Source organism: Candidatus Methylacidiphilum fumarolicum (assembly GCF_949774925.1).
Lineage (GTDB): Bacteria > Verrucomicrobiota > Verrucomicrobiia > Methylacidiphilales > Methylacidiphilaceae > Methylacidiphilum > Methylacidiphilum fumarolicum.
The window spans coordinates 849,747-876,712 of record NZ_OX458932.1 but is presented as its reverse complement, the minus strand read 5'-3'; the positions used below and the strand labels follow the sequence as shown (position 1 = coordinate 876,712).

Annotated in this window: 26 protein-coding genes and 1 pseudogene; 17 read left to right on the top strand and 10 right to left on the bottom strand. The window is 42.2% G+C overall.

Translation table 11 applies throughout. The annotated features are described in order from the left end of the window. Nucleotides 1-48: 48 nt before the first annotated feature. The gene (locus QOL44_RS03920; RefSeq protein ID WP_009060704.1) at nucleotides 49-1,038 is read right to left on the bottom strand and encodes a biotin--[acetyl-CoA-carboxylase] ligase; all 990 of its coding nucleotides are present in this window, start codon (nucleotides 1,036-1,038) and stop codon (nucleotides 49-51) included. Nucleotides 1,039-1,045: 7 nt separating this feature from the next. After that, entirely contained in the window at nucleotides 1,046-2,983 is a 1,938-nt protein-coding gene (locus QOL44_RS03915) for a UDP-N-acetylglucosamine--LPS N-acetylglucosamine transferase (protein WP_009060702.1), read from the bottom strand. 674 nt (nucleotides 2,984-3,657) lie between these two features. Between QOL44_RS03915 and tnpA (QOL44_RS03910) the strand changes: the two are divergent. After that, nucleotides 3,658-3,915, top strand: a pseudogene (tnpA, locus tag QOL44_RS03910) (IS200/IS605 family transposase); the annotation flags it as partial. A gap of 60 nt (nucleotides 3,916-3,975) precedes the next feature. Here the strand turns inward: tnpA (QOL44_RS03910) and tnpA (QOL44_RS03905) are convergent. Next, nucleotides 3,976-4,392 (bottom strand): IS200/IS605 family transposase, encoded by a 417-nt coding sequence (tnpA, locus tag QOL44_RS03905; protein WP_283401206.1) that lies wholly within the window; start codon nucleotides 4,390-4,392, stop codon nucleotides 3,976-3,978. 48 nt (nucleotides 4,393-4,440) lie between these two features. Here tnpA (QOL44_RS03905) and QOL44_RS03900 point away from each other — a divergent pair, with 48 nt between their 5' ends. The 10 genes from QOL44_RS03900 to accB all read left to right on the top strand — a co-directional run bounded on the left by QOL44_RS03900 (nucleotide 4,441) and on the right by accB (nucleotide 14,411). Next, complete coding sequence (locus QOL44_RS03900; protein ID WP_079199613.1) at nucleotides 4,441-6,060, top strand: RNA-guided endonuclease TnpB family protein; 1,620 nt, start codon at nucleotides 4,441-4,443, stop codon at nucleotides 6,058-6,060. Nucleotides 6,061-6,063: 3 nt separating this feature from the next. Further along, nucleotides 6,064-6,438 carry a hypothetical protein gene (locus tag QOL44_RS03895; protein WP_009060690.1) on the top strand — a complete coding sequence of 125 codons (375 nt, stop codon included), beginning with the start codon at nucleotides 6,064-6,066 and terminating at the stop codon, nucleotides 6,436-6,438. A gap of 498 nt (nucleotides 6,439-6,936) precedes the next feature. Further along, complete coding sequence (locus tag QOL44_RS11245; protein ID WP_369008751.1) at nucleotides 6,937-7,299, top strand: zinc ribbon domain-containing protein; 363 nt, start codon at nucleotides 6,937-6,939, stop codon at nucleotides 7,297-7,299. 95 nt (nucleotides 7,300-7,394) lie between these two features. Further along, a complete protein-coding gene (locus QOL44_RS03890; RefSeq protein ID WP_009060686.1) occupies nucleotides 7,395-8,177 on the top strand; it encodes an enoyl-ACP reductase FabI in 783 nt (260 codons plus the stop codon). A 33-nt stretch (nucleotides 8,178-8,210) separates the two neighbouring features. After that, nucleotides 8,211-8,903 carry an HAD family hydrolase gene (locus QOL44_RS03885; protein ID WP_009060684.1) on the top strand — a complete coding sequence of 231 codons (693 nt, stop codon included), beginning with the start codon at nucleotides 8,211-8,213 and terminating at the stop codon, nucleotides 8,901-8,903. A 40-nt stretch (nucleotides 8,904-8,943) separates the two neighbouring features. After that, a complete protein-coding gene (locus QOL44_RS03880; protein WP_009060683.1) occupies nucleotides 8,944-10,365 on the top strand; it encodes a dihydrolipoyl dehydrogenase family protein in 1,422 nt (473 codons plus the stop codon). Nucleotides 10,366-10,408: 43 nt separating this feature from the next. Next, complete coding sequence (gene cysS / locus QOL44_RS03875; protein WP_009060681.1) at nucleotides 10,409-11,815, top strand: cysteine--tRNA ligase; 1,407 nt, start codon at nucleotides 10,409-10,411, stop codon at nucleotides 11,813-11,815. Then, on the top strand, nucleotides 11,812-12,444 hold the full coding sequence (gene tmk / locus QOL44_RS03870) for a dTMP kinase (protein WP_045086940.1): 633 nt from the start codon (nucleotides 11,812-11,814) through the stop codon (nucleotides 12,442-12,444). The genes cysS and tmk overlap by 4 nt, the downstream gene beginning before the upstream one ends. Beyond that, nucleotides 12,428-13,288: a DNA replication protein gene (locus tag QOL44_RS03865; protein ID WP_009060678.1), complete on the top strand. Its 861-nt coding sequence runs from the start codon at nucleotides 12,428-12,430 to the stop codon at nucleotides 13,286-13,288. Before tmk ends, QOL44_RS03865 begins: the two co-directional genes overlap by 17 nt. Nucleotides 13,289-13,964: 676 nt before the next feature. Further along, on the top strand, nucleotides 13,965-14,411 hold the full coding sequence (gene accB, locus QOL44_RS03860) for an acetyl-CoA carboxylase biotin carboxyl carrier protein (protein ID WP_009060675.1): 447 nt from the start codon (nucleotides 13,965-13,967) through the stop codon (nucleotides 14,409-14,411). A gap of 30 nt (nucleotides 14,412-14,441) precedes the next feature. Here accB and QOL44_RS03855 read toward each other — a convergent pair whose 3' ends face one another. Continuing rightward, nucleotides 14,442-15,032 carry a D-sedoheptulose-7-phosphate isomerase gene (locus QOL44_RS03855; protein WP_009060673.1) on the bottom strand — a complete coding sequence of 197 codons (591 nt, stop codon included), beginning with the start codon at nucleotides 15,030-15,032 and terminating at the stop codon, nucleotides 14,442-14,444. A 516-nt stretch (nucleotides 15,033-15,548) separates the two neighbouring features. Here QOL44_RS03855 and QOL44_RS03850 point away from each other — a divergent pair. Then, nucleotides 15,549-16,658 (top strand): LptF/LptG family permease, encoded by a 1,110-nt coding sequence (locus tag QOL44_RS03850; protein ID WP_009060671.1) that lies wholly within the window; start codon nucleotides 15,549-15,551, stop codon nucleotides 16,656-16,658. 6 nt (nucleotides 16,659-16,664) lie between these two features. Here QOL44_RS03850 and QOL44_RS03845 read toward each other — a convergent pair whose 3' ends face one another. Further along, a complete protein-coding gene (locus QOL44_RS03845) occupies nucleotides 16,665-18,191 on the bottom strand; it encodes a peptidylprolyl isomerase (RefSeq protein ID WP_009060669.1) in 1,527 nt (508 codons plus the stop codon). A gap of 119 nt (nucleotides 18,192-18,310) precedes the next feature. Between QOL44_RS03845 and lnt the strand changes: the two genes are divergently transcribed. Beyond that, nucleotides 18,311-19,894, top strand: a complete 1,584-nt coding sequence (gene lnt, locus QOL44_RS03840) for an apolipoprotein N-acyltransferase (protein ID WP_009060667.1) — start codon at nucleotides 18,311-18,313, stop codon at nucleotides 19,892-19,894. A 123-nt stretch (nucleotides 19,895-20,017) separates the two neighbouring features. Beyond that, nucleotides 20,018-20,497 carry a phosphate-starvation-inducible PsiE family protein gene (locus tag QOL44_RS03835; RefSeq protein ID WP_045086941.1) on the top strand — a complete coding sequence of 160 codons (480 nt, stop codon included), beginning with the start codon at nucleotides 20,018-20,020 and terminating at the stop codon, nucleotides 20,495-20,497. 124 nt (nucleotides 20,498-20,621) lie between these two features. Here QOL44_RS03835 and hpt read toward each other — a convergent pair whose 3' ends face one another. The 5 genes from hpt to ribH all read right to left on the bottom strand — a co-directional run bounded on the left by hpt (nucleotide 20,622) and on the right by ribH (nucleotide 24,342). Then, complete coding sequence (gene hpt / locus QOL44_RS03830; protein WP_009060663.1) at nucleotides 20,622-21,185, bottom strand: hypoxanthine phosphoribosyltransferase; 564 nt, start codon at nucleotides 21,183-21,185, stop codon at nucleotides 20,622-20,624. Further along, nucleotides 21,182-22,279 (bottom strand): bifunctional diaminohydroxyphosphoribosylaminopyrimidine deaminase/5-amino-6-(5-phosphoribosylamino)uracil reductase RibD, encoded by a 1,098-nt coding sequence (ribD, locus tag QOL44_RS03825; RefSeq protein WP_009060662.1) that lies wholly within the window; start codon nucleotides 22,277-22,279, stop codon nucleotides 21,182-21,184. The genes hpt and ribD overlap by 4 nt, the downstream gene beginning before the upstream one ends. After that, nucleotides 22,257-23,105, bottom strand: a complete 849-nt coding sequence (gene ftsY, locus QOL44_RS03820; protein WP_009060660.1) for a signal recognition particle-docking protein FtsY — start codon at nucleotides 23,103-23,105, stop codon at nucleotides 22,257-22,259. Before ftsY ends, ribD begins: the two co-directional genes overlap by 23 nt. Nucleotides 23,106-23,130: 25 nt before the next feature. After that, complete coding sequence (gene nusB, locus QOL44_RS03815; RefSeq protein ID WP_009060658.1) at nucleotides 23,131-23,574, bottom strand: transcription antitermination factor NusB; 444 nt, start codon at nucleotides 23,572-23,574, stop codon at nucleotides 23,131-23,133. Nucleotides 23,575-23,907: 333 nt separating this feature from the next. Next, nucleotides 23,908-24,342, bottom strand: coding sequence for a 6,7-dimethyl-8-ribityllumazine synthase (gene ribH / locus QOL44_RS03810; protein WP_009060657.1), 435 nt, complete (start codon nucleotides 24,340-24,342; stop codon nucleotides 23,908-23,910). 95 nt (nucleotides 24,343-24,437) lie between these two features. Here ribH and QOL44_RS03805 point away from each other — a divergent pair, with 95 nt between their 5' ends. The 3 genes from QOL44_RS03805 (at nucleotide 24,438) to QOL44_RS03795 (ending at nucleotide 26,959) form a co-directional block, all read left to right on the top strand. After that, nucleotides 24,438-25,403, top strand: coding sequence for an acetyl-CoA carboxylase carboxyltransferase subunit alpha (locus QOL44_RS03805; RefSeq protein ID WP_009060655.1), 966 nt, complete (start codon nucleotides 24,438-24,440; stop codon nucleotides 25,401-25,403). An 81-nt stretch (nucleotides 25,404-25,484) separates the two neighbouring features. Then, on the top strand, nucleotides 25,485-26,324 hold the full coding sequence (locus QOL44_RS03800) for a CPBP family intramembrane glutamic endopeptidase (RefSeq protein WP_228343256.1): 840 nt from the start codon (nucleotides 25,485-25,487) through the stop codon (nucleotides 26,322-26,324). Further along, nucleotides 26,261-26,959, top strand: coding sequence for a ComF family protein (locus QOL44_RS03795; RefSeq protein ID WP_009060651.1), 699 nt, complete (start codon nucleotides 26,261-26,263; stop codon nucleotides 26,957-26,959). Before QOL44_RS03800 ends, QOL44_RS03795 begins: the two co-directional genes overlap by 64 nt. The last annotated feature ends 7 nt before the right edge of the window (nucleotides 26,960-26,966 follow it).

Sequence of the window (26,966 nt, the reverse complement as noted above, 5' to 3'; positions counted from 1 at the left end):
GATCATTAGCTCCTATTTTAAGACACAACTTGAGCAACATGAATCAGCTCAAATTGAAAATATTTTTTGGATGCTTCCATTTGCACTCTCTATAAGCAAACAACCTGTTTCATCTATACCTTTCACTCGTCCAACAATTTTTTGACCATTTGCTTCGAAAGCAACCTTCTCATTCAAATGGACCATCCTTTTTTCCCACAATGACTTGAGTGTGCCAAAAGATTGTTGCAAATTCCAATCCAGTCGATTGAGGATTTCTATCAAAAGCTCCACTCTTCGCACCTTTTTCCCCGTCTCCAAGTAAAAGGAAGTGGCTTTTCCTTGCAAGGATTCTGAAAAGTGGATTGTTTGTTGATTCAGGTTAATTCCAATGCCTATTGCAGCAAACCAATCTCCACCGTCGTCCCGATCTATTTCTATCAGTATTCCTCCAAGCTTTTTAGTAGCAACAACGATATCATTAGGCCATTTAATAGCCACAGTTTGCAAGCCCATTTGAAATAAGGCTTCCGCCGTAGAAAGAGAGCTTAAGATAGCCAATTGTTGAGGATTGGCTACTGGCCACTTTGGTCGCAATAGTACTGTCATATAAAGACCCAAGGGAAGGAAGGATTCCCATGATCGACCTTGCCTTCCTCTTCCCTGCAATTGCCTATCAGAGATGACTACAAGCCCTTCCTTAGCCTTTCTCTTTGCCTGCTTGATTACTTCATCATTCGTCGAACCAATTACTTGGAAAATTTCTGGTTTCCAATGGATGTGAAACTCCCGTCTTGCCAACAGAATCTTGAGTTCTACCGGATGGAGAATATCTGGTAAAGGATCCTCAAGAGATATCCCCACTATAGGGGAGCAATTAATGACAAACCCTTGTTCCTGCAACCTGCAAAGACTTTCCCACACTTCCTTTTCATCTGCTTGAACTGCTGCTAAAAGATCTCGGAAAGCAAGCTTGCAATTCCTATTGGCAAGAAGCCGTTTTAATAGTTGGAATTCCGTGGAAGAAGCAGCACAAGAAGGCAATGTCGTTCGATTCATCGAAACGTTAGGCGATTTCCAGCTCGAAGTCCTTCTTTTGAAATAATGTACCAAATTTATGATCCCGGTAAAGGGTTATGGCAACATTCCTATTGGAACGAATACATTCTTTGATTTCATCCGCGTCTTTTGCACAATGGAGGATTGTTTTCCAGGAATAGATGTGCTTTGGCTTATGAAAATCACTGTTGGCAATAAAGGGGAGTTTTTTTAAGCCCACGGGAGAAAATAGATCATACCGATTTGCCACCTCCCAGGCATCTAGCAATGGAGCATATTCTTCCTGATTTTCCCATAAAAATAGGGTGTTCGGCCCCCAAACACTTTGGAAAATGTGTGGATGAGAGGCAACAGCTAGACCATTTTGTTTATGGATCTCAGCAATAATGTCCTTTAACGAAAGGCATGGATCAATTGGGCTTTTAAGATCGATCCCCAGTAGATGCGCTGAGGTTTTTGCACTATATCCGTCTTTGTTAAATTCTATTCCACAGAACAGAATCATTTCATATTTTTTCCATGCTCTTTTCTTTTCTTTCTCTATCGTTTCGAAATACTCCCCGACTTTAGTCGGTGTCAATACAAGCCCAGTGAGCTCGCAGAACTTACCAATCAATCTCTTTCTGTCAACAAGATGATCGGTCACACAGATACAATCAAAACCGCGCTGTCCATAAAAATCCACAATCTCTCCTATAGATAACCTCCCATCAGAATAAGTCGAATGAATATGAAAATCACATAGCAGAGCTTGAGAGCTTTTCGTTTTGATTACTGAAAAGTTGACATTCTCAAGCCTTTTCCCAGGAAAAGGGAAAACCCTCGAAGGGGCTATTTCCAGGACAGATTGTTCTAGAACAAACCGAGCTATTTTAAGGGAACTGTCTGGCTTACTGATCTTTTTAAGATTGTTCTTTAATTTCTTCCAATGCTTAGCCTCGTCTTCAAATAAAAAGTCCAGAGCTGATCCGATATCCGATGGCTTTTCAGCAAAACAAGCCACTTCGTATCTTCGTAAAAGTTCATAATTTCCTTCTTCTTGACCAGGAACAACTTGTGGAATGATCATCGGGCAACAAGCCGCAATAGCTTCCTGCACTGTAGCCCCACCTGCTTTGCTGATAATCACATGATGACTGAGCAAAAGCTCGGGAATTTTATCTGTCCATCCCAAAACTTTAATCCGTTCTTCAAAGCCTTTAATATGATCAGCAATATTGTAAAAGAGTTTTTCGTCTTTCCCCACAACAATCGTCGCTTCCCATTTCTTTCTGGATAAGAGTTGATCGATAATTTTGGATGCTTTTTTTCTTCCCGAATTGATAATATATAAAATTTTGGGCTGTCGTATGGGTTCCAAAAGCATGGAATTTTGAGCATACTCCAAAAATTCAAGTTGGACAGGAAAACCAAATTCAAGAATCCTTTCCTCAGCTATGCCTGCTGACTTTAAAATGGTGGCCGTATCTTTATTAGGTACGACAAAATAATCGCTCCAACTCCTATACCAAAAAGAATTGACGGTGATCGAATCAGTGATGACGGTTATTTGAACGAAGTTCTTTTCTTTCCCATCTTTAAAGATCTCTTCTATCAGAAAATTATAGAAAGGATAAGTCGACAGAACGACGTCAGGTTGCATTTCTCTCAGCAACCAATCCAAGGCCTGCTTCATTTTGGCAAAAGCCACCAATACGTCTTCTATAAAACTTGTACGATCAAAAATGGAATAAATCCCTCTCCAAATTAATGGGGCACGATTAATGGCTGTTAGATAGCCTTGTCGCAACAGATCGCTGATCTTGCCATAACAGGTATCAAAAAGATCAATTCGATCAACAATCGCTTCATCCGGCTCCAGATGTTCAATAGCTTCCTGTATATTCCGTGCCGCAGTATTATGACCTTCTCCAAAACCAGCAGTCAAAATAAGTATTCGTTTCATTCCTTTGCGATCCAGATCAATAGATCTGAATCTCTATCACTTTTCGATTATTCACAAAAAGTGCCATACTACTAATAAATGAAATGTGTTCAAAAGACAATGATAAATCTATATAATCTCCTAATATAGAAAATATATTGAAAGGATTTTTTGGAAAAAAATATTAAAAAAATTAACAGTTTTAACATATTAATTAGCTCTGGATGAGACTATGAACGACTCTTGCTAACGTTATTATAGCATGACTTGTATTGCTGCTAGCTACAAAATGATTTTCCTATCCATCCACTTCCGATCGTAAACTGTCAGAACTTTTGGACGATTTGAGACACGGTAAATGAACAAACATTTTACTCATTTTTTATGTTAGACTATTCAAGGAATGCAAAAGGATAAAAGCTAAAAAAAAATTAATAAACCAAACCCATCAAATTAAAAATTTAAAGTATTTTCTTATTATATGTATTGGGCTCGCAGTATGTTTCTAAACTAATCTAATACTAGCCCTTCCCTTTCCTATTCCTGAGAAGATAAATTTCAGAAAATCTTTACCCTCCTAAATAAAACATTTACAAGTGGGCGCCGAGAAAGCCCACTCTTTTAAGAGTAGGATGAAAGGCGATCTCATAGTTAGATAAGTTGCAAGTTTCTAATGGTTGTAGTACGACGTAAGTGTGGACGGAAAACGATGGAAGCGATCAAAAAAGGTAGTGTACAACATTGGCTATCACCTTATCTGGTGCCCCAAGTACCGCCGCAAGGTCTTGGTGGGCGAAGTGGCAGAACGGCTAAAAGAGCTGTTGCACGAGAAAGCCAGAAAGATCGAAGTGGAGATTGTGCAGATGGAGGTCATGCCAGACCATATACACGCGTTCGTGAAAACCGTTCCAACGAACAGCCCCCACTTCATCGTACAGCAGTTGAAAGGCTACCCTCTCTGGCGGCCAGTGCTCCAGCCAGAGCCTTGGGCTTGGCTGGTGGTGAAGGCCGCCCTATTCCGGCGTTTCTTGCCGTTCGATGCACTGTTTGAGGACGGTTAATGGGGCGCCCCCGCACGTGATAACGCAGTAGGAACGGCTCCAAAGAACTGCCTTACGATAGAAACGGGCGACCGTTGTGGCAAACTCTCTGCGGAGAAGCCTGGAAGAAGTTGTCTTGAGATTGTTCAGGAAGCGGCTGAGTCCAAGATTTGGTGGCAACGCAACCAGCAAGTGAACGTGGTCAGATTCTCCGTTGCACTCAAGCAGCTGTCCGCCCCATCCATCACAGCGCATTTCCGCAATAGCACGCAACCGGTCAAGCATGGGGCGGGTGAGCGCCTTGCGGCGGTATTTTGTGACAAGAACTAAATGGTAGTGCAGCGCGTAAACGCAGTGATGCAGAAGGTGCAAACGCACTTGACCTGTCATTGCACTAAATGATAGACCATATTGCTGGCCACTGTCCAGCGTCGCCTCATGATGATCGCATCACCCGCTGGTCTTCCCGTTCTGGGCCCGGTCGAACTCAAGGTCACCTACCGGCTCTATCCATCCAAGACCGTCCGGGATGAGCTTTTGCGGACTCGCTGGGTCCATTGCTTCCTCTGGAACCTAGCTTTGGAGGAGCGCAGGCGGGCGTGGAAGGAGGAAAAGCGGCGTATCGGTTTCGTCGAGCAGTGCCGATGGCTCACCGAACTCCGTTCCCGCAGCGCGCTTCTCGCCTCGATCAACGCTCAATCCGCCCAGGTAACGCTCAAGAGGTTGGATCTCGCCTTTCAGGCGTTCTTCCGCCGCGTCCGGCAAGGCGAAAAGCCGGGATGCCCGCGTTTCAAGCAGGCAGGGCGATTCAGCGGTTTCGGCTTCAAGCAGCACGAAGGTGACTGGCGGCTGCTCGCCAGAGAGCGAAGCGCTCACCTGAAGCTTCGTCTCTCCGGCATTGGGGAGATCCCGATCCGGGGCAAGGCCCGTACTCCCGGAGAACCCAGGACATGCGAGATCTTTCTTTCCGGCGGCCGATGGCAGGCGTCGGTCACGATGCGCTGTCGACCGGCGCGGGAGCATGGCTGTGGAGCCGAGGCTTTCGACCTGGGCACGGAGCGGTTCCTGACCAGCGCCAGGTTGGAGCCGGGAAAGAGCGAGCCGGACGTTTCCGAGGTCGCCAATCCGCGCCATCTGCGCAAGGCGCTTAAGAAGCTCAGGAAGCTCGGACGGACGATCTCCCGCAAGATGGAGGCGGCGATCCGCAAGCACGGGAAACGGAAGGGATTTCGCATTTCCAAGAGGTTGCGCAAGCAGTACGAGCTGCTCGCCCGGATGCACGCCAAGGTGGCGAACGTCAGGAAGGATTTCCTGCACAAGCAGAGCGCCGCGATGGTGAGACGCAGCGGACTGTTGATCACGGAGGAGCTGGAGCCGAAAAGGATGACGGCTTCGGCCCGGGGCAGCCGGAAAAAGCCCGGGAAACGTGTGCGGCAAAAAGCCGGGCTGAATCGAGAGATGTTGGACGCATCGTTCGGAGCTTTCGGGGCGATGGCCGGATACAAAGCGGAAGAGGCTGGTATCGGATACCTGGAAGCACAGGCGAGGACGTTGAAGCCAAGCCAGAGATGTCACCGATGCGGCGGCGTTGTGAAAAAGACCCTCGGCGACCGGTGGCATGAGTGCGCATGCGGAGCGTCCTGCCATCGGGACGAGAACTCGGCGCTCGGGCTTCTCGACTGGGGCTTGGCGAAATGGGAGAAGGATCACGGCTTCGCCTTTCCGGGGCCGAAGGTCGTTGTATACGGAAAGGAATGGACGGGAACCGATCCATGCGTGGAGCGGGAAGCTCTGGCCGGATGGAACCTCGCTGCGGGCTGGAAGTCCGCGAGCCGAGCATACTCCGGTGAAACTGCCCGCAGGGAAGCGCGAAACTCCATCCCAGAGCCGTCAGGCTTGGATGGAGTAGTTCATACGTCTCGGATGTTGAGGGAAGAGATTCCTTGCCTCAAGAGTCGCCTCCCTTCCATATGGACGAGATCGTACCACTGCGAATCGGTAGGGCACATTTCGGAAAAGACCATCCAGAAGTACATCGAAGACCAGAAAGGGAAGTAAACTGTGACTAAAGCCGAGCTAATTAAGAATGCTCTTCAGAAGACAAAGGAACGCAGGAAGACCCAAAGACCTGTCGTTTTTCAACTCAAACTCCAAAATCTTTCCAAGAAGAAGATAGAAAACCTAAGAAGAGTTTTCTTGGAGGCTAAGTGGTTCTATAACTGGTTGGTCTCGGATTTGGAAAGACTTAACCTACCGGCCAACAAAGTAGGTACCGTGGAGGGGAAGGTCGGGGAAGTTTTCGAAGAAAGGAAACTTGGTTTTCTCGGTTCTCAAATTAAGCAGGGGATAGCTGATAAGCTGAAAGATAACCTCGGGTCACTTGCGAAGCTCAAACAGAACGGTCACAAGGTGGGCGTCTCAAACCCAAGAAGTTAATGAACTTCATTCCTTTAAAGCAGTACGACGTGACCTACAGTCTGGACTTCGCCAGAACAGGATGAGGATACAGAAGCTTGGAAGTTTCCGCGTCCTGGGGCTTCATCAGATCCCTGACAAAGCAGGGATAGCAAACGCTGTTTTGGTGGGGAGGCCCTGTGGGTACTACCTTCATGTGACCTGTTATCTTGCGAAAGAAAATTTCTGTCGTGAACCTATTGGCGAAAAAGTAGGAGTAGATTTAGGTATTGATTAAAAATTAACTCTGTCTAATGGAATCAAGATAGACTTTGAACTTCATGAGTCCGGTAGGCTTAAGCGGATTCAAAGAAAATTTGCAAAGTCGAAAAACGGTTCAAAAAACAGAAACACAAACCAGCAACTTCTAAGAAGAGAATACGAGAAGATAAACAACAAAAAAAAAGATGCTCAGAACAAGATTATAGCCTTTCTTAAACTCTATAAAAGAGTGTTCTTTCAAGATGATTTTCTTAAGGGGTGGGCGAAGCTCTATGGTTGTCAGAGGTTCACGCCTCGGGGATAGGCGAACTGAAATCGAGGTTGAGGAACAGCCTTGAAACGCCTGTCTTCGTAGGTAGATATGAACCGACTACCCAAGAGTGCTTTGCCTGTGGTAGAGGGCAGAAGCTGTCGCTTTCAGACAGAACATTCAATTGTTCTTGTTCTTGGACTAGCGATCGCGACATAAATGCCGCTTTGGTTATTTTGAGAAAAGGGCGTAGCTTGAGCCCTGATCAGGTCGTAGGGATGGACCGGCCCGAACTCACGCCCCAGGAGAAGGAGGCCGCTGCACGGATACTGGGAAGCAATTCTCATATCTGTGTAAGTTTCCTTCGATGAAAGGGGAAGCCCACCCTTTTAATAGTGGGAGGAGGTCACTGATTTAAAATTTGCTCTTTATATTTTATTTTGTTTTCTTCATTAAGGATCCTATTATGAATTATAAGCCACTATTAGGAAAAAATGCAGTTGTCTTTGGTGTTGCTAATAAATGGAGCATCGCTTGGGCTGTTGCCAAAACCTGGCACGAGGCCGGAGCCAACTTGATCATTGGATACCAAGGAGAAAGACTAAAGAAACCTGTGGAAGCTCTCCTTTCTGAACTCCCTTCCAGTCCTCCTTCATTGGCTTTTCCCTGTGATGTCAGTAATGAACAAGAAATTAAATCTTTCTTTTCGGAGGCTTTAAAACATTTTCCCAAAATCGATCTTCTACTCCACTCCATCGCTTTTGCTCCAAAAGAAGCGCTAGAAAAAAACTTCTATGAGACCACTCGAGAAGATTTTATAAAAACTTTTGAAATAAGTGTTTATTCTTTTATCGCCTTAGCAAGGGAAGCCAAAGCCTTGTTCACAGATGGAGGTAGTATTTTGACATTATCTTATTATGGCGCGGAAAAAGTTATATCAAATTACAAAATTATGGGGCCTGCAAAATCGGCTCTTGAATCCACCGTAAGGTATCTGGCCTATGAGTTTGGGAAAGATCAGATACGGGTCAATGCTTTAAGTCCTGGGCCAATAAACACATTAGCTGCACGAGGAATCAGCGGATTTACAAAGTTTTTAAAAGAATGTGAAGCAAAATCTCCATTGAAAAGAAATGTAGAAGCTAAAGAAGTTGCATCGGTTGCTTTATTTCTAGCATCAGATGAATCCAAAGCCATTACAGGACAAACGATTTACGTTGACTGTGGATACTCTATCCTTGGATTCTAAAGCTAAAGGCTGGAATTGTAACATTATCATCTCATGTTAACAACAAAACATATTATTCTATGGGATATCGACGGTACTCTTATCCATTCCTCTGGTAGCGGAGTAAGAGCCATTTTTCGGACAATCAATGAGCTGTATAATCTAGAGATGCATCCCAAAGAATTAGACTATCGGGGAAGAACAGATCTCATGATCGCAAAACAAATTTTGAATAGATGCGGCGTGCCATGGACTCCTGAAAACCTTTCCATTTACAGAAATCATTATTTGAAAGTTCTCCGGGAAGAACTTACTAGTCAGGATACAGGGAAGCTTTGTCCAGGAATATTAGATATTTTGCAAACAATAAGTACTATCTCTACTGTCAAAATGGGACTTTTGACAGGTAATTTCAGAAAAGCTGCTCAGATCAAACTTTCCTATTATAGGGTATGGACCTATTTTTCTTTTGGGCTGTTTGGTGATCTTCACGAATCAAGAAATTATTTAGCCAGTATGGCTGCTGAGCTTGTTATGACAATGTTCGGCCAGGTCATTGATAAAAGGAATTTTTGGGTAGTGGGAGATACTCCCCACGATGTTCTTTGCGCTAAATTTGCAGGTTTTACTTCGATTGCTGTGGCTACTGGAGGTTTCAGCAAGGGGGAACTTGATCAATACAAACCCGATTACTCTTTTGAAGACCTTGCTTGTGTAAAAGATTTCTTCTCTCTTTTTGCTGATTAGCCCTAAAGAAAGATTGCATAAAAAAATTTGAGGATTTTCAATGAAGGGATCATATCAATTGGCCATCATCGGAGCAGGAACCGCGGGTTTTGCTGCTGCTTCTTTAGCCGCAAAAAAGGGAATCAAAGTCGCCCTGATCGAAGGAGCAGAAAAGATTGGAGGTCTGTGTATACTCAAAGGTTGTATGCCTTCAAAAACATTAATTGAATCCAGTCGTCGATTTTGGGATTTGCAACAAGCCAAAACTTTTGGATTGAAAGTAGAGGCTATTTCGGTGGATATGCAGCAGATTCAATGGAGAAAAAGAAAACTCATTGAGACGTTTGCTAAATATAGAGAAGAAGAGATCCTTTCATTACCAGTAGACTTCATTCGAGCCCGGGCTTCTTTCAAAAGCCCAAACGAATTGGAAATAATTAGAAGAGATGGGGAAAAGCAACTCCTCTATGCAAATGTTATCATCATAACGACTGGCTCAGCCATCGATCCCCTGCCCATTCCAGGATTAATGGCGTCTGGATTCCTTACAAGCGATTCAGCACTTGAACTAGAGCATTTACCAGAAAGCATTACCGTTCTGGGCGGTGGACCTGTTGCTTGCGAATTTGCCCAATTTTTTTCTCGACTCGGTTGCAAAACGACAATCATCCAAAGAAGCCCTAGGCTTTTGAAGCAATTTGATCCGGAAGTTTCCCAATGCCTCAAGGATTGTTTCACAGCTGAGGGCATTACGGTTTTTAGCGATACTCAAATTGAATCCGTCTCTATTGTAAATGGGTTGAAAAAAGTTTCTTTCTTTTTTAAAGGAAAAAAGAAGGAAGTTTTATCCAAAGAAATTTTCTACGCCCTTGGAAGAAGACCGAACCTAAAACACCTTGGATTAGAAAAGATAGGGATTCATACTGATTTCCAATCGCTTGAGGTCAATGATAAAATGCAGACTTCCATTCCCCATATTTTTGCAGCGGGAGATGTTACAGGCAACTTTGGAATCGTGCACATTGCCAGAGAAGAAGGAGAAATTGCAGCTAAAAACGCTCTTGAACTCCTAGCGGGTAAAGAACCTACGCACGTCATTTCAAGGCGTTTGACAATGGAAGTTGTTTTTACTGATCCAGAAACAGCAATGGTAGGCATTTTGCCTCGAAATGGTGAAACGATAAGCGCTAAGTATTTTTTCCAAGATCATGGGAAAGCCATTATCGAAGGGAAAGAACATGGCTTTGTGAAAATCTATGCTGAGCCTTCTACTGGAGAAATTCTTTGCGGTACCATTATTGGTCCTCATGCTTCAGAGTTGATTCATCTGTTGAGTACGTGCATGTATTTTAGAGGGAAAGTTGAGGATCTTTTGCATATGCCTTTTTATCATCCTACCCTTTCCGAAATCTTGGGATACCCAGCCGAAGAAATCTTTTATGTGCTCCAGAAGCAAAAAGAAATGAACCAATCTTTTGTTTAGAGAGGAACACGATTGAAAAAATAACCTTTTTCAACAAAAAAAAATGAAATTCTCTTTTCCCCTTCCTCCTTTTCGTTTGTACAATACAATTTCCCGCAAACTTGAGCCCATTGAGCCGATCAATCCTCCGCATGTTACCATGTATGCTTGCGGTCCAACCGTATATAACCTAGCTCATATCGGCAATTTTAGAACCTTTCTCTGTGTGGATCTTCTCCGAAGAGCTCTTGAATTATTCGGATATAAGGTGATTCACACCATGAACTATACCGATATTGACGACAAGACAATTGCAGCTTCTCGTGCCGCTGGCCTTTCTCTAGCCGAATATACCCAAAAATATATCGATGCATTCGAACAAGATATGCAAACCCTTAATATGCTTAAGCCGCATTTTCAACCAAAGGCCACTGAGCACATTGAGAAGATGATTGAATTTATCCGCCAACTGATAGACAAAAACCATGCCTATATTGGAGAGGATGGATCAGTTTATTTCCGCATCGCTTCATTCCCTGACTATGGGAAACTTTCCCATTTAGAAAAAGACAAATTAAAACCTGGATCTCACATATTGGCTGACGAATACATCAAAGAACATTATGGAGATTTTGCCTTATGGAAAGCCAAAAAACCGGAAGATGGGGATGTCGGATGGATTTCTCCATGGGAAATAGGAAGACCAGGATGGCATATAGAATGCTCCACTATGAGTATCTGTTATTTAGGCAATGAAATAGACATTCACTGCGGGGGTGTCGATCTTATTTTTCCTCATCATGAAAATGAGATAGCGCAGAGCGAGTCGGTGACAGGACAAAATTTTGTTCGCCACTGGTTTCATGTAGCACATGTACTGGTTGAGGGAGAAAAGATGTCTAAATCTCTAGGCAATATCTATACTATCCGAGATATTTTAGAAAGAGGATTCAATGAAAGGACGCTTCGGTATCATCTTTTAACGGCTTCCCATTATCGACAGACCCTCAATTTCACATGGCAGGGCATGGAAGCCTCACGTGAAGCTGTCAAAAGAATCGATCAGTGGTTAAGCCGCATCCAAAGCCTTCCTAAATCTCAGTTCCAACTACAAGAATATGAAGAAGAGACTCGTTTTCTTCGCTGCTTTGTTGAGGCTTTAGCGGATGATCTAAATATTACAGAGGCAATCGGTCACCTTTTCGATTGGATCAGACACACCAATCGTATGATGGATAAAGGAGAGCCTTTACCACCACTCCAAAGAAGTTGGCACCTTGTTGATTCAATCTTAGGAATCGGAGAATTCAGCGTGGAAATTCCTCCTGAAATTCAAACTTTGCTACAAATGCGATCTGAAGCCAGAAAGAATAAGGACTGGGCTACAAGCGATAGGATCCGACAGCAGCTCCAACAAATGGGTTGGATAGTCCAAGATACTCCAGAAGGACAAAAAGCATGGAAAGCATGAAAAGACGGTTTATTAGTTTTGAAGGCAGTGAAGGCTGTGGGAAAACAACCCAGATTCGTCTGCTAAAAAAACGCTTAGAAGAGCGGGGACAGAAGGTTATCCGTGTTAGAGAACCTGGCTCCACACCCCTTGGAGAACGATTACGTAGGCTTTTAAAACATTCGGATATAGGCTTCTGCTCACTTGCCGAACTCTTTTTGTTTGAAGCGAGTAGAGCAGAGCTAATAAAAAAAATCATTGAGCCTGAGATTGCACAGAATACATGGGTTCTTGCCGATCGTTTTACCGATTCGACGCTTGTATACCAGGGAATAGTCCGTGGCATTCCTTTAAAGACCATTGAAGAGCTCAACCAACTGGCTACTGCTGGTATAAAGCCAACTTTAACGATTCTACTAGACATCCCAGTGAAAAGTGCTCAGTTTAGGATTAAAAAAAGGGATGGTAAAAAATCAGGCATTGACAAGTTGCAGGCTGATTTTGAGAGCTCCTTGGATACGGTAAGAAAAGCTTATTTAGAGCTTGCAAGCAGAGAGCCAGAAAGGTTCTATGTCTTGGAAGCCACAGGAAGCCCTGAGGAAATTGCAACTCTTGTATGGGAGAAGATTAACCATGTCTTTGAGCTATGAAAGTTGTATTCAACTATTCAAAAAAGGGATTCTGAACCAAAGGATCGCTTCAGCTTATCTCTTCAGCGGTTCCGATGCTTCATTGTTGTTAAACGTAGGGATGGCTCTTTCCAGAGAGCTGCTAGAAGGAGATCCATTGAAGCACCCTGATTTTTACTTTATCCGTCCACAAACGAAACTAAAGCGCATCAGTGTTCAGCAAATAAAGGAAGTCTGCCAGCAGCTTTACTTGAAGGCGTATAAAGAATCCAGAAAAGTTTGCCTCATCTTAGAGGCTGAATCTATGTGTTTAGGAGGAGGAGAAGCGGCCAATGCCTTTCTAAAAACCCTTGAAGAGCCTCCTTCGCATACCACCATTCTTTTAACTTCGACAAGACCTTTGTCCATATTTCCAACTATTCTTTCTCGATGCATTCGAGTTTCTGTCTACAGTTCTCCTTTTGAAATTTCTACTGAAGATCAAGAGCTTTTGGCCGAAGTGCAAAAATGGATGCAAATCGACAATGGAGAACCAATTGCAGGGTTCAAAAAGATGGCATTGCTCAATGAGTTTATCCAAAAAACAAAAGCAGAACTAGAAAAGGAAAATGAAGAACAACCACTAGAAGAAACTCAAACAGTCATCCATATCAAGATCATGGATAAAAGGGAACGGTTCTTGCGCCTTCTTGAACAGGCTTACTGGCAAAAGATCCAAGAAGAACTAAAGAAAGAGTCCCCCAAGAAAAGTTTCTGGAGATATGTGGAGGCGATAAGAACCATAGAGCAGCTCCACCAAGATTTTAGACATGCGGTAGATGAATCGCTTGCTATTGAAGCCGCATTCCTTCCTAAAACTTTTTAAAAGGAAAATCCATCCGAAGGACCGCAGGGGGGATAGGCTTGTATGCCGGTATTGTGGGCATGTAAGCTATACGAACAGGGTTGGCGCATACAACCTCAAGGAAAGGATAGGAGATCCGGAGATATGTCTGTAGACACCGCAAGAATGGCTGCATGCGATCCTTTTGGAGAGGTTTTACCACAGTATCGGGAAACTATCCGATTAGAATCCCGATGCGGAGCACTGTCCCTGGGCGGATGACTCCAGGCACTGGCGGACCGCAGCAAACGGACCCAAAATGGGAGTGAAACTCGTCGCGACTTGTTGGAGCGCCGGCGGATTGCCCATCGCCGGCTTATCAACACCACCTCAGTCAACTGGTAAACGAAACGGCCTTGGCAATCCCGACTTCTCCCGGTCCAAAACCAAGGCGAATAGAACGAACTTGGGGAAGGCATAAGCATGTCCTCAAGTCTGTTTTTAGGAACAGTTCAAAAGAAGGAAAAAAATTGACAGAATTGATAAAAACAAGAGAAAAAGAGGGAGGATGGAATTCCTTCCGGTGAAATGTTTAGTTACCGAACATTTTTTGAGCTAGGTAAAACCAATGAAACTGTAATAATGAAATGAATTGATTGAAACGAGATTTTGCACAAAATGAGAAGCATCGGTTTTAGAAAAAAAGGGAACAAATGATATGGATATAGCTAAAATTGCTGAACTTATCGAACTGATGGTAAAAAACAATCTGAGTGAAATAGAGATCGAAGAAGAAAATACCAAACTGAGGCTTCGAAAAGATTTTCCTCCACAGCCTACCTTGGTCTCTGCTCCTCCTCCTTCTTCTAGCGGACATTTTGTCGAAGTCAAAGACAAAGAACCTTCCTTACTTGCTTCTCCCAAGTTTACAGAGATACGCTCGCCTATGGTAGGAATATTTTATAGATCCCCTTCTCCCAATGCCCAGCCCTACGTAGAAGTTGGACAAGAAGTCACAGAAGATACGGTAGTGTGCATCATAGAAGCCATGAAAGTCATGAACGAAATTAAAGCCGAAGTTCACGGAATCATCACAGAGGTGTTGGCGGAAAATGGTAAACCTGTAGATTTTAACAAGCCTTTGTTCAAAGTAAAACTGCTTTAATCTTCCTGCATAATCAAGCTTATCTTGCTATTAGGCACTGTTTTTCCAGGCTTCAATGATCTCTAAAAGGGCATGCACAGCCCAACAATGCATTTCTTGTATTCTTGAAGGATTTTCACTCGGGACGATCCAGGACATATCGACCTGTCTGCATAGCTCTCCTCCCCCTTTTCCCAGAAAAGCGATAGAAAACATGCCCCTATGCTTGGCTGATTGCGCAGCCTTAATGAGATTGCGAGAATTACCGCTAGTAGAAAAAAGGATCAGCAGATCTTCTGGATATCCAAGAGCTTCTATCTGTCTGGAAAAGATTTCTTCAAATCCAAAATCATTTGCAATACAACTAAGCGTAGGGCCATCGGATGCTAAAGAGATGGCCGCTAGAGGAGGTCTTTTATCTCTAAATTTTCCCAAAAGTTCTTCTGCAAAGTGCATAGCTTGAGCAGCACTTCCTCCATTGCCTGCACAAAGGAGCTTTCCATTTTTTTTGAAACATTCGAGCAATTTATCGACAATTCTAGAGAGAATATCCACAGAAGCCACCATATTCGATGCTAACTGGCGTAGCTGCTCTAGCTCTCTTTCAATAATTTGGGTTGAATTGACTGACATTTTTTCCATATTCTTGTAAAAAAGGGTTAGCTTGTACAGCTTAATTCAAGTGGTTCAACAGTCAACTACCCCTGCCTAAATGGGAGGGGCATGTAGTTACGTACAAGCCTGGTTGACCAGGATAAGTTACGGAGCAGTGGCGATGCAAAGAAGTAACTACGTAAGCGATAGGTTATACAAGACCCACTCCGGGATGCTTCCTCTGTCTAGGATCCTGGAAGGAGGGGATCATGCAGGCGAAAGGCAAAGCACCAAAGGTTCCCTTCTCCTGTACATGCAGGTAGCTGGTCGCGCACTTTCCCGAGAGAAGCGAGTCGGAAACGCCAGCTCGGCTCCGTCACCGGCAAAAGCCAGATGGGGTATAAGCCCTGGGAATGGAAGGCAGAGTGAAGTCGCCTCTCTATTCCTTTATAGATATTTGTGGACCAAGATAGCATTGGAGAAAGGTGATGCGGGAACAGGGGCAGCTTACGCCGCCGCGCTATCCCTCCCTGGCCTGAACGCCGGGGTTTCCCGCGAAATTGGATGAAAAAAATTTTGTTCCGCTATCTTTTTAAAGGTTTCCTTTATCCCTTACTCTTTACGATCCTTGCCTTTTGTTCGCTTGTGATCATTGCTGATCTTTTCGGATCATTGGAAGATTTCATCCAAAACAAAGCCACGACCCGTCAGATTTTCAACTATTATGTAGCTTATCTTCCAGCCGTGGTGATCATGATTGTTCCTCCTGCTTCTCTTTTTGCTTCTCTTTATTTTCTCATGCAGCTTCACAGACATGGTGAATTTGTCGCCATGCAAGCCTGCGGTGTTCCCTTGCAAAAAATCTTTGCTCCTTTTTTGATGATAGGTTTTATTATGACGGTCTTTCTTATCGCTCTACAGCTTGGTCCGGGTGGGAATTCACAGGCAAAAAGAGATCAAATTATGGAAGATATCAAAGGAAACAAAGGATCGGTTCATGCTGTACGCGGTATCATTTACAGGGAAAAGGCAGAAAAAAGAATATGGTATTTCCGTCAGCTCGATTTTGTCAAAAATCAGGGAGAAGATGTTGAAGTCGTTGTTCAAGAAGATTCTGGAAAAGATCTGAAAAAATACTTTGCTCGTACAGCCATCTGGAAAGATGGCCATTGGATTCTTAACGATGTCAATCGAATCGACTATGACAGCTCGAGTAATTTTCTCCAAAGCACCTATTTTGAATCTCTTTCCCTAATTTCCTGGACAACGCCTCCAAGACAAATGGTGGCGCTTGAAAAAAAACCGCGCGATCTAAATGCCTCAGAATTATGGAAACTGATTGACAATCCAGGAAATATTCAAAAAACGCTCCTTGCCCCCTATCAAGTCCAATTCTACACTCTCATTGCCGAACCTCTATCTGTCCTTGTCCTTCTTCTTATTGGGTTAGCAGAAGGAGGAAGACTCAGTAGCAGACATCCGGCTGCCGGAGTTTTTAATGCCCTTTTTATTCTTATCGCCTTTTATTTGATCTTCCACTTTTTCCAGATTTTAGGCCAAGGCATGAGAATTCCCCCAGCTATTGCAATTTTTACCCCGTTATGTGTTTTTGCAACCATCTCTCTTTTTAGAATTGCTCCTCTTTTTGGGATCCGGCTATCAAAGAAAAGCTAAAACAAATTACTTATCTTGTATGCCAGCGGTTTGCAACAAGGAAGCAGGAGGCATATAACCTGGCTGTTTGCTTCTCCACAACACCCATTCCTCTAAGAATGCTTGCCTTCTACTCATAAGCAGATCTTTTTCAAGCTTGTTTTTAATTTCCATCTCATTGGGCAATGCGGGAGCGAAGCGGTTCTGTAGATAAATAAAAACCCCACCTTCCGGTGTAGGCAGAAAACGACTTAACCGGGATGGTTCCAATAGCTGACAAGCAAAACCTATTTCAGCAGCCGCGTTTAAGTCTTTTGGAGGATCAACAGGAACAAAAGACGGAGGCTTTTCTATCACAAGACCTTGAGCCCTGGCTACTTGTTCGATGTCCTTCCCTTCTTTCAGTGCCTTATTGAGCTCTTTTTCAATAGCGTTCGATTTCTCGAAAAGAGCTTCAAAAGCCTTCTTTCGCTTAAGTTTTTCTTCAATGATGGATTTTACTTGCTCAAAAGGCTGCAACACCCCTTTTTCTACCCCAAGGAGAACGATGACATAATATCCTTTGGAAGTTTCAATCGGGTCACTAACAGGCTTTTCTTGAGAGAGTTCAAAAACGGCTTTGGCAAATTTTTCAGGTTCCTCTACCTCTGTAGGAGGATGATCCAAAGAAAAAAACGGGGTAAGGCGGTAAGAAAGATTTTTTTCTCTAGCGATCTTTTCAATCTCCGCAGTTTGAGAAGATTCCATTAGTCTAACAGTATCTATTGAAAAATCTTCGGCTTTTTCTAAAAGCTTCCTTTTGGCCTCATCAAGTTCTTTTCCTTTTAGAGATTGCCATTCTGGAGGAAAAGGAAAAAACACATAGCCTGCTTTTCTTTTTTCAGCCGTATAATAGTCCGGATCCTTGGAATGGCTTTTATATTCTTTTTCAATTTCTTCGGGTTTGACTTGAAGATTTTGCATAAAAGGATCGATCTTCAGCCTAAATAGAACGACCTGCACAGCACCAAAAGTCATGTTATAAATTTCATCTAATTCTCCTGAAACAACTTCTACAGGGGCAATCAGAACTTTTTTAACCTCCCCAATTACAAGCTCTTCATGCATCACCTGCAAAAATCTTTCTTCGGTTATACCTTGTGGAACCAAAAAAGAAGAGACAAAACGTTGATAAATTGCAGGATCATATTTTCCCTCTTTCTGAAGAAAGGGAAGCTGCTGAATGAATTGAACCACTTCTTCTTCAGGAACCAAGCAATGCAACTCTTTTGCGGCTTGTAGAAAAAGCAATCTCGTCCAGGCCATTTGATCGAGTATTTGCTGGAGATTCTCTCCATAAGGCTGATTCCCAGAGCTCAAGGCAATCTCTATCGAGCTGGCTTGTCTAGCTAATCTGAACGTTTCCAATGAAATACTCTTGCCGGCAATTTTGGCAACAGACGGATTTTTTAACCCGCTCATAGCGGGTATGTTAAAAAACAACAAGAAGGAGACGCCAATGACGGCAAGCACAACAACAAGCAACCACGAATGCGTACGCAATATTTTCAACATATTTCGTTCTTATCCTCATTAGCTATATTTCTTTGGAATACGCATAAAAGAGAAAAAGGGGAAGAAAAGAAAATTCCTTTTTTCATTCACTTTAATTTTCATAAGCTTTAAAACCATCCATGGAAAATCTTAAAATAAAAGAAAAAAAAACAAAACAGATCTTCTCTGCGAGAATTTTCTTCTTTTTCATTCTGCCATCTCTATCTGGGGTTGGGATGGCCTTTTCTTTCAGCCCTCAAGCTTCTTTTCTTTTCAGCTGGATTAGCCTTATTCCGCTTTTTGCCGCAGCTGATTACTATAAGGAAAAGCCCTGGGCAAGATTTTGGAGTGGCTATCTTAGTGGCATGCTCTTTTTTTCTCTATCTTTCTGGTGGATTGGTTATGTCACCATTTTAGGAACGGCTGCTTTGGTTGCTTATCTCTCTTTATATCCAGCTCTCTGGCTGCTGGGCTTAGGAAGACCGTTTGTTCAATTTTCTTCCTACTCTTCAAAAACCAATCTTCTCAATGCTATAAACAGTGCTAGTCTGTGGATTCTGTTGGAATGGATCAGAAGCTGGCTATTCAGCGGTTTTTCATGGAATGAACTAGGAGTGGGTGCTTATAAAAGTCCCCTTTTTATCCAAATTAGTAGCCTTGGCGGCGTCTTGAGCCTTTCTTGGCTTATAGCTACCATTAATGGACTTATCTTTTTTTCGTTCCGTTCGCTGTATCGACAGTTTGTTGCACATTCTTTTTATTTTCCAAAACTAGAGTTACTGTCACTTCTGCTACTTTTAGCTCTTTGTATTTTTTATGGAGAATATCGCCTAAATACTCCTTCAGGACAGCCAGCTTTTAAGCTCCGTTATGCAGCCATCCAACCGAATATCCCTCAGGATTTAAATGTTACGATCGACCCAGAAGCGGGTTTTCTGGAGGAAATCACTTTAAGTAGACAATCTTTAAGCTATTTTCCAGATCTTATATGCTGGCCAGAAAGCCCGTTTGGCTTGGATTTTTTTTCATCTCCAAAACTTTTAGAACCAATTCGCAAGCTGCAGCAAGCACAGCCCTTTTCTTTTCTCTCTGGGTCCTTTAAAGCCACAGGAGAAGAACTTTTCAATGTAGCGGTCCTACTCAAATATCCTCAAGAAGAGCTAGAACTGTATGCAAAAAATCGTCTTGTTCCTTTCGGGGAATTCATCCCCTTTGCTAACATTTTTCCATTCCTACGCAAACTCGTTCCCTTCCAGGTTGATCTTACCCCAGGAAAAACATCCAATATCTTTTTCCTGGATAATCCCAAACTCAAAATTGCTCCTCTTATCTGCTTTGAGGATACAATCGCCAGTTATGTACGAAAAATGGCCGTTCAAAAACCTGATCTTATGATCGATATCACAAATGATGGATGGTTTAAGGACTCCTCGGGTGCCTTTCTCCACATGATTAACGCACTATTTCGAACAGTTGAACTGGATATTCCCTTGCTCCGATGCACCAACACCGGGGTATCTGTATGGATAGATCAACGAGGAAGAATACTTAATATTCTTAAAAAAGATGGGAAACTTGTTGGATTTAAAGGGATAATGGTAGGAGAAGCTCATTGGTATCAGCCAGCCGAAACTGTATATAAAAAATTTGGAGACTGGATCGTCGCTTTGGCGCTCTTAACCTTGAGTTTTTCTTCTTTTTCTAAAATAAGAAAGTTTCTTTAAATCCGAACAACCTTTGAACTCTTGGTATTCTATTTGACAGATGCTTCAGCTCAGCTTATTATTACAATTTCTTATAGATCTTCCCTAGATTGTTTCCCAAGTTTAGAACAGGAACTTACTGAAATGCAAAAAGTCCTGCTCCATTTTTTTAGGATTTCGGTTGCAATTGCCTTTAATCTCATCATTTTTTTGCTTCTTATTGGATTGGCTGTTGAAATCGTTCGCAGCGTATGGGAATTAGCTCCAGGTTTGGCAAAAAACAGGGCGAATTTAAATTTTCGCGATCTTGTCGAACGAACTCTTTCTCTAGTTGTTATCCTCGAGCTATTGCGCGCTTTCGTCGAATATTTCCAATTTGACCGTATTCGACTTCATGTGCTTTTGGAAGCGGGAGCGGCCTTTGTACTTCGGGAGCTCATGCTCTTACTATTTGATGAAAAGATCTCAGGAATCCATATTTTGATATGGAGTCTTGCGGTTCTTATCCTTGTCTTAGCACGAACCATCGCCCTTTTCTTCCCCCCTTTCCTCATCCCCTCAACTAAGCGAATGCTTTCTAACTCCCAACAAAAAGATCCAAAAGAAGGCCAAACCAGCTGTTAAGCCTAAATTATTCCAGCATGGTATTGATTCGATGCCTATTATACCTAGTGGTCTAGTGGTTGGCACCTCAAATAGGAAAACAACTTCTAGAGCCACGCATAGAACAAGAATATTCTTTTTATGTCTATTTTTGAATTAGAGAAAAGGACCGAATCGATTTGAGCCCCCTATACATCCCCTCAAAATCTAGTCCATATCCTACGACAAAAACATCCGGTATTTCGAATCCTACCCATTTTGGTTGGATCGGCTTTTGCTCTTTTTTTAGCTTTTTTAAAAGTACACAAAACTCGACATTCAATGCCCCTGAATCATAGAGTTTTTCTTTAACCGCACTTAATGTCTGGCCTGAATCAAGGATATCGTCTATGACAAGAATATTTTTAGCTTCAAATTTTTTTTTGTCTATCCATTCTAGTCCTTGAATACATCCTGTGGAAACTGTTCCAGCATAGCTTTTAAGCTGTAAAAACTCGACTTCTGTCCGTAACGGTAAATTCTTAAGGAGATCTGCAACAAAAAAGAGTGAACCATTCAAAAGCCCTAAAATCATAAAAGGCCTTTTTCGATATGCTTCTCGAATTTCTGCAGAGAGTTCGAGGATTCTCTTTTGAATTTTTTCCTCTGAAAGTAACACACGCCCAATTTTATAGGATAACCTAGCGTTTGGTTTATTAACTGTATTCATACATTAGCTAGATTAATAACTTGATTGCGAATCTCTTCAAGGAACTGAGCACCCTTTAATAAAAGTCCACGACAATAAATATCCCCTTTTAAATTTTCCCAAGATGGATAGATCAAAGGAATAGGACTAGACAAAGCCTTTGATTCAATCAAAGAATTGCCCCATTCGGTGTGATGGGCTTTGCCTATAATCAGTGGAGAAAGAAAAAACGCCACCTCATGAATGAGTCCTTTAGAAAGGAAAGCCTGAAAAATCGTTTTTCCTCCTTCCACAAGTAAAGTTGTAACGGTCCTTGAACCCAACTCTTCTAAAACCATCTCTAAAGGAACTCTAACAAAGAGTAATGTTCTTTCTTTAAAAGAATCAGTAAAAAGAAAAAGTTCTTTCGGCAGCCTTCCCGAAAGGCTCACAATAGCTCTCCAAGGTTGGACTTTATATTTTTTATCTACATGCCGGATAGTCAACAGAGGGTTATCATGCCTGGCTGTCTGGGCTCCAATTAAAATACCGTCAGAAATCATCCTTAGTGTATGAGCAACGGTTCGTGCCGGAAGCCCTGAAATCCATTTCTCATCTCCAATCCCAGCAGAAAAGCTTCCATCAATAGCCATAGCCATCTTACCTATCACCCAGGGTTTTCCAGTTACAATCCAATGATAAAATCCTCGATTAAGAAAAATTGCCTCTGAATGGATCTCCCATGAAAAATCGATCCCCTGAGCACGAAAAAGCTCCATGGCTCTCGGCTTATTTTTTGGATTGGGATCTGGAGAACCAGCCACAACCCGACTTATTTTCTCTTCAATAATTCGCAAACTGCAGGGAGGGGTTTTCCCCCAGCATGTACAAGGCTCCAGGGTTACATACAAAGTAGAGCCGCTGACTGAGTAGCCATGCCTCTTGGCATCTTCTATAGCTTCGATTTCTGCATGAGGAGCTCCAGCTTTTTTATGATAACCCTTTCCAATGATTATCCCATTCTTAACAATCACAGCGCCCACAGAGGGATTAGGGCTAGTCAAACCTTCCCCTAAAAGAGCCAGTTTAAAGGCTTCTTGCATCCAGTAACGATCATCGAGAGAAAAACTCTTCAATAAAACCCTCCGGACTAAATGCTTCCAAAGCCTCTAGATTTTCTCCACGACCAATAAACAAGGTTGGAATACCTAGTTCATATTTAACAGCAGCAATCATTCCTCCTTTAGCAGAACTATCGAGTTTGGTTACAACCATGGCGCTTAGTCCTAAAGCCTCGTGAAATTCTCTGGCTTGAATTAAGACATTAGATCCAGAAGTCCCATCGACAACCAATAAAACAAAAAGCGGAATCTGGCCAGATGCTTTTTCTAATGTCTTTTTAATTTTCCCTAATTCTAACATGAGATTTTTCTTGTTCGCTTGTCTACCAGCCGTATCTACAATCAAATAATCAGCTTGAGATTGGGATGCTTGGCTAAAAGCTCTAAAAGCAACACTGGCAGCATCTACACCCTCTCTTGCTGAGATGACTGGTAGCTCAAGCTTGTCAGCCCAAATTTTCAGCTGTTCGGTTGCTGCAGCTCTAAAGGTATCACAGGCAGCTAAATAGACTTTTTTTCCTTCGCTCTTGAACTTATATGCGAGTTTTGCCGCAGTAGTCGTTTTACCCCCTCCATTAACCCCTACAAGAAGAATGACTCCTGGCTGGCCAATAGGAAAAGAAAGGCTGTCGTTTCCAAGAATAGCGATAAGCTCTTTACGGATTCTTCTTTCAGCTAAATCAGTTCTAGTCAATAATTTTTCTTTTTCAAGCAAGCTATAAAGCTTTTGAGATAGATTTATCCCTAAGTCTGATTCGATTAGTATAGCTTCCCAATCTACCAGTTCTTTTTGACCAATAAGCGTTGTAAATTTTCCTACTAAGTTTTTCCAAAATGACATAACTTCATCCCATTATCCATACCGTTTAGCTACTTGTTATCCAAGCTTGTCTACCAGACTCCTTTCGGATCGCATCAAGTACCCCATTGACAAATTTTCCAGATGCCTCTGTACTATATTTTTTGGCAATTTCAACAGATTCGTTAATAGTTACTGCGGGAGGAATATCTTTTCTGTAAAGAATCTCATAGATTCCTAGCATGAGAATGCACTTATCCACAATAGCTAGCCGGTCGAGACTCCAGTTTTTGATATAACTGTTGATCTTTTCTTCTATCGTTTTTTTTCTTTTTACAATATCTCTAATCCATTCTTCTACAACTTTTTTATCCTCCTCCTTTATCTCTGCAACATCCCAAAAAAGGCTAAGTATCTGTTCAAAAGGACTCTCTTTGTTCATTTCCCACTGATAAAGAAATTGAATAATAAGTTCTCGAATTTTACGCCTGCTTGTCATTAGAAGAACCATTCCCTTAAGATTTAGTTAAAATGATAGCAGAAGATTGCCAGATAAGGGATCATAATATGCTATTTAATTCCCATAAAAACAACATAATCCTCTTTTGGCCGACATAAAAAAACACGAGAAAATAAATGGAAATGTTAGAATACTTCTAAAGAAGAAAAAATAACACTGAAAAAGAAGGCATAAAAAATTAAATAGAAAATGGAAGCAAACATAAGGGAGATAAAAAAAGGAAGTTGAGGGCAATGAGAAGGTAATCTCTTCAAGGGAAAAGAAATGGGCTGGTTATTTAATAAGCAGACCTGATCGTGACTTTCAATATCTTTAAAACTGAAACTATGCTTCCGTGTTGTCAAATTTCAGTGACAATACTTCCAAGGCCGTTTTTGCTCCTTCTATTCCTCGGTTGAGCTTGCCCATTGTTCGTGCTTTAGCCTGGGATTGAGTACGTATCGAAAGCACTTCGTGAATGATTGGGAGATCGTTTTCAAGCCCTATCCTCATCAAAGCGTCAGTACAAGCTCGCAGGATTTCAGCCGCATGTGCCGTCTTTCCTTGCCAGACGATCCCAAAACAGAGAATGCAGTCATAAATTTTTTTGCGGGCAAGTCTTTGGGCCTGCAGGGGAATTTCGAATGCCCCCGGCACCCAAAAGACATCGACTTTGTGTCCCTGAAGTATATCCAGAGCTGACTCGACAAGCCGACTGGTATATTCCTTGTGATAGGAACTAACCACGATAGCAAAGCGAAACAGTGCCTTCTGTTCCATATATTGTTCTAGATTCTCTGAAAAGACATGATAAAATATAACTACATTTGAAATTTTTTTACTGTTTGTTTGCAACAAAATAAATCTATCCTTCTATGCATTCTAACGGCTATTTGGATTTCGAAAAGCCCATTGTTGAAGTAATAGAACAAATTGAGCGGTTAAAGACCAACAATGGTTTATCCGCTGAAGAATTAGAAAAACAAAGAAACATTCTAAACACCAAACTCGAAGAACTAAAAAAAACGATTTATTCTAGTCTAAGCCCATGGCAAAGGGTTCAAATTGCCCGCCATCCTAAAAGACCCTATTTTCTAGATTACATCAAAAGGCTATCCTCCGATTTTTTTGAACTCAATGGAGACAGACTCTTTGGTAACGATTTATCTATCGTCGGGGGCTTCCTGACTATTGATGGAATAAAAGCAATGGCAATAGGACAAATGAAAGGAAGAACACTCAAAGAAAACCTAGCCAGGAATTTCGGTTGTCCTCTTCCCGAAGGTTATAGAAAAGCCTTAAGACTGATGAAACTTGCCAATAAGTTTCATCTTCCTATTATTACATTCATTGACACGGCTGGAGCTTACCCTGGAATTGGATCAGAAGAAAGGCATGTTGGAGCGGCTATCGCTACCAATCTTATGGAAATGTCAGGCTTCACTGTGCCCATTGTTTCGGTTGTTATAGGCGAGGGAGGAAGCGGTGGAGCTTTAGGTATAGGGGTTGCTGACAGAATTTTGATGATGGAAAATGCCTATTATTCGGTGATCTCTCCTGAAGGATGTGCAGCTATTCTGTGGAAAGACAAAAAGCATGCTCCACAAGCCGCAAAATTACTTAAACTAACTGCTCAAGAGCTTCTTGAACTTGGGATTATAGACCAGATCATTCCTGAGCCTAAAGGAGCTGCTCACTGGGACTGGGATCAAGCCACCGAAATCCTTAAGGAGTATATTCTTTCAAATATAAAAGCTTTAAAAGCCCTAAGCCCTAAGGAACTGTTAGAAAAAAGATACCTCCGTTATAGGAAAATAGGCCAGTGGATAGAAAAGCCCTAGAAAAAAGAGGAAACGGTTCCTTTCTCTTTTTTCTTTAAAGTCCTTTCATTTTTCTTTTACCTTATCGAGGTGGTTTTTTTATTGTTCCTGATTTTTTTTTCTTTTATCTTTGCATCAGCCATAAGTCCTTTCGCCTATCTTCTTTTTTTTTCGATAAGCGGCCCTCTTTCTTTTATTCGTTTTTATCACAGACTCCTTGAAATCATTTTGCTGGCAGTAGTTTTTCTTTTTCGAAAGCATCTTGGCATTTACCACTGGGCAGATATAGGTTTTAAAAGACCAGTCTTTAGACCCCTTTTGTATGGCTTAGGATGGGCCATAGGGATAGTAGGCTTTTCTTTTGTTATAGAACCAGAAATCCTTGGCAAAATCATTCGTTTTCCACACGCTACAGGTTCCATAGAGGATAGTCTCAAAATTTTCTCCAAAGCGGCCGCAGTTGCCATTATCGAAGAGGTAATGATGAGAGGAATACTGCTTGGAGTTTTTATGAGATCCATTGGAGAGCTGCCTGCTCTTGTTGCCAGTGCTGGGGTTTTCTCTCTTTCCCATTTTTTGAATAATAAACCGCAAAATTATCCTGATTTCCATCCCACCCTGGGAAGTGGTTTCCAAGTCCTACTGGAGATGTTTCAACCAGTCCTACGCCTAGAATGGATTTCTATCCAAGGACTCATTTTATTTTTGCTCGGCATCCTTTTGGGAGTAGCCTATATAAACGGGAAAAACATATGGCAGCCTATTGGTATCCATGGGGGCATTGTTTTTTTAGTACATTCCCAAAGCTGGATAGAACCTGAAAGGCTACTGTCTGACAGTAAAGAAAGTGTCATACTGGCAGTTTTTTCTGCTATATTATGGATCTTTTACAGAAAATACTATGGGAAATCCAAAGGGAAGCTCAATGTTTTCTTTCTTTAATTTATCCACCACCCAAGCTTCCCAACCTATCTATCTACCCTCTTGATCCTCCCTTTTGTTATCATTGTTGCCTACCCTTTCCTAAAGAATTACCCTATCTTAAAAACTGCAAAATTTGCTCGACCCAACCTAGATCTTTTCTTTTTGCAAGAGCAGGATTTGTCTTCAGTGGGCTAGTCCAAGAAGTGATTCAACGGGTGAAATACCACAACGAATACCACCTTATTGGTATCCTTGAAGAATGGCTAGAAAAAGGCTACAAAAAATACATTGCTGGCTGGCGTTGCCATGGAGTGGTCCCAGTTCCATTGCATCCTAAGAAATTTAGAAAAAGAGGCTTTAATTTGGCTGAAGAACTTGCCCTATCTCTTTGCCGCCGTCAACAGTTAGAGTACTTACCAGCATTGAAAAGAGTCAAGTTTAGTCAGCAACAAACAGGCCTTTCTTTACTAGAGAAAAGCATTAACATAAGAGATAGCTTTAGACTGAAAAGGGGCTTTGACTTATCAGCTAAGAACTTATTGATTATAGACGATATAATGTTTACAGGGGCAACGGTTGAAGCATGCGCGGAAGTCTTGAAAAAAGAGGGCAGAGCTCAGGAAATAGCCGTTTTAACTATCGCTAGAAACTAAATCAGCA

Excerpts from the sequence above, each read along its gene's own strand:
- QOL44_RS03885 (WP_009060684.1), top strand. The coding sequence starts at position 8,211 with ATGTTAACAACAAAACATATTATTCTATGGGATATCGACGGTACTCTT.
- QOL44_RS03915 (WP_009060702.1), bottom strand. The coding sequence starts at position 2,983 with ATGAAACGAATACTTATTTTGACTGCTGGTTTTGGAGAAGGTCATAAT.
- nusB (WP_009060658.1), bottom strand. The coding sequence starts at position 23,574 with ATGGTTCTTCTAATGACAAGCAGGCGTAAAATTCGAGAACTTATTATT.
- QOL44_RS03795 (WP_009060651.1), top strand. The coding sequence starts at position 26,261 with ATGGATCTTTTACAGAAAATACTATGGGAAATCCAAAGGGAAGCTCAA.
- QOL44_RS03850 (WP_009060671.1), top strand. The coding sequence starts at position 15,549 with ATGAAAAAAATTTTGTTCCGCTATCTTTTTAAAGGTTTCCTTTATCCC.
- ribH (WP_009060657.1), bottom strand. The coding sequence starts at position 24,342 with ATGGAACAGAAGGCACTGTTTCGCTTTGCTATCGTGGTTAGTTCCTAT.
- accB (WP_009060675.1), top strand. The coding sequence starts at position 13,965 with ATGGATATAGCTAAAATTGCTGAACTTATCGAACTGATGGTAAAAAAC.
- QOL44_RS03920 (WP_009060704.1), bottom strand. The coding sequence starts at position 1,038 with ATGAATCGAACGACATTGCCTTCTTGTGCTGCTTCTTCCACGGAATTC.
- cysS (WP_009060681.1), top strand. The coding sequence starts at position 10,409 with ATGAAATTCTCTTTTCCCCTTCCTCCTTTTCGTTTGTACAATACAATT.
- QOL44_RS03890 (WP_009060686.1), top strand. The coding sequence starts at position 7,395 with ATGAATTATAAGCCACTATTAGGAAAAAATGCAGTTGTCTTTGGTGTT.
- tmk (WP_045086940.1), top strand. The coding sequence starts at position 11,812 with ATGAAAAGACGGTTTATTAGTTTTGAAGGCAGTGAAGGCTGTGGGAAA.
- QOL44_RS03880 (WP_009060683.1), top strand. The coding sequence starts at position 8,944 with ATGAAGGGATCATATCAATTGGCCATCATCGGAGCAGGAACCGCGGGT.
- ftsY (WP_009060660.1), bottom strand. The coding sequence starts at position 23,105 with ATGTCATTTTGGAAAAACTTAGTAGGAAAATTTACAACGCTTATTGGT.
- lnt (WP_009060667.1), top strand. The coding sequence starts at position 18,311 with ATGGAAAATCTTAAAATAAAAGAAAAAAAAACAAAACAGATCTTCTCT.
- tnpA (WP_283401206.1), bottom strand. The coding sequence starts at position 4,392 with ATGACAGGTCAAGTGCGTTTGCACCTTCTGCATCACTGCGTTTACGCG.
- QOL44_RS03845 (WP_009060669.1), bottom strand. The coding sequence starts at position 18,191 with ATGTTGAAAATATTGCGTACGCATTCGTGGTTGCTTGTTGTTGTGCTT.
- QOL44_RS03900 (WP_079199613.1), top strand. The coding sequence starts at position 4,441 with ATGATGATCGCATCACCCGCTGGTCTTCCCGTTCTGGGCCCGGTCGAA.
- hpt (WP_009060663.1), bottom strand. The coding sequence starts at position 21,185 with ATGAATACAGTTAATAAACCAAACGCTAGGTTATCCTATAAAATTGGG.
- QOL44_RS03865 (WP_009060678.1), top strand. The coding sequence starts at position 12,428 with ATGTCTTTGAGCTATGAAAGTTGTATTCAACTATTCAAAAAAGGGATT.
- QOL44_RS03855 (WP_009060673.1), bottom strand. The coding sequence starts at position 15,032 with ATGGAAAAAATGTCAGTCAATTCAACCCAAATTATTGAAAGAGAGCTA.
- QOL44_RS03805 (WP_009060655.1), top strand. The coding sequence starts at position 24,438 with ATGCATTCTAACGGCTATTTGGATTTCGAAAAGCCCATTGTTGAAGTA.
- QOL44_RS03835 (WP_045086941.1), top strand. The coding sequence starts at position 20,018 with ATGCAAAAAGTCCTGCTCCATTTTTTTAGGATTTCGGTTGCAATTGCC.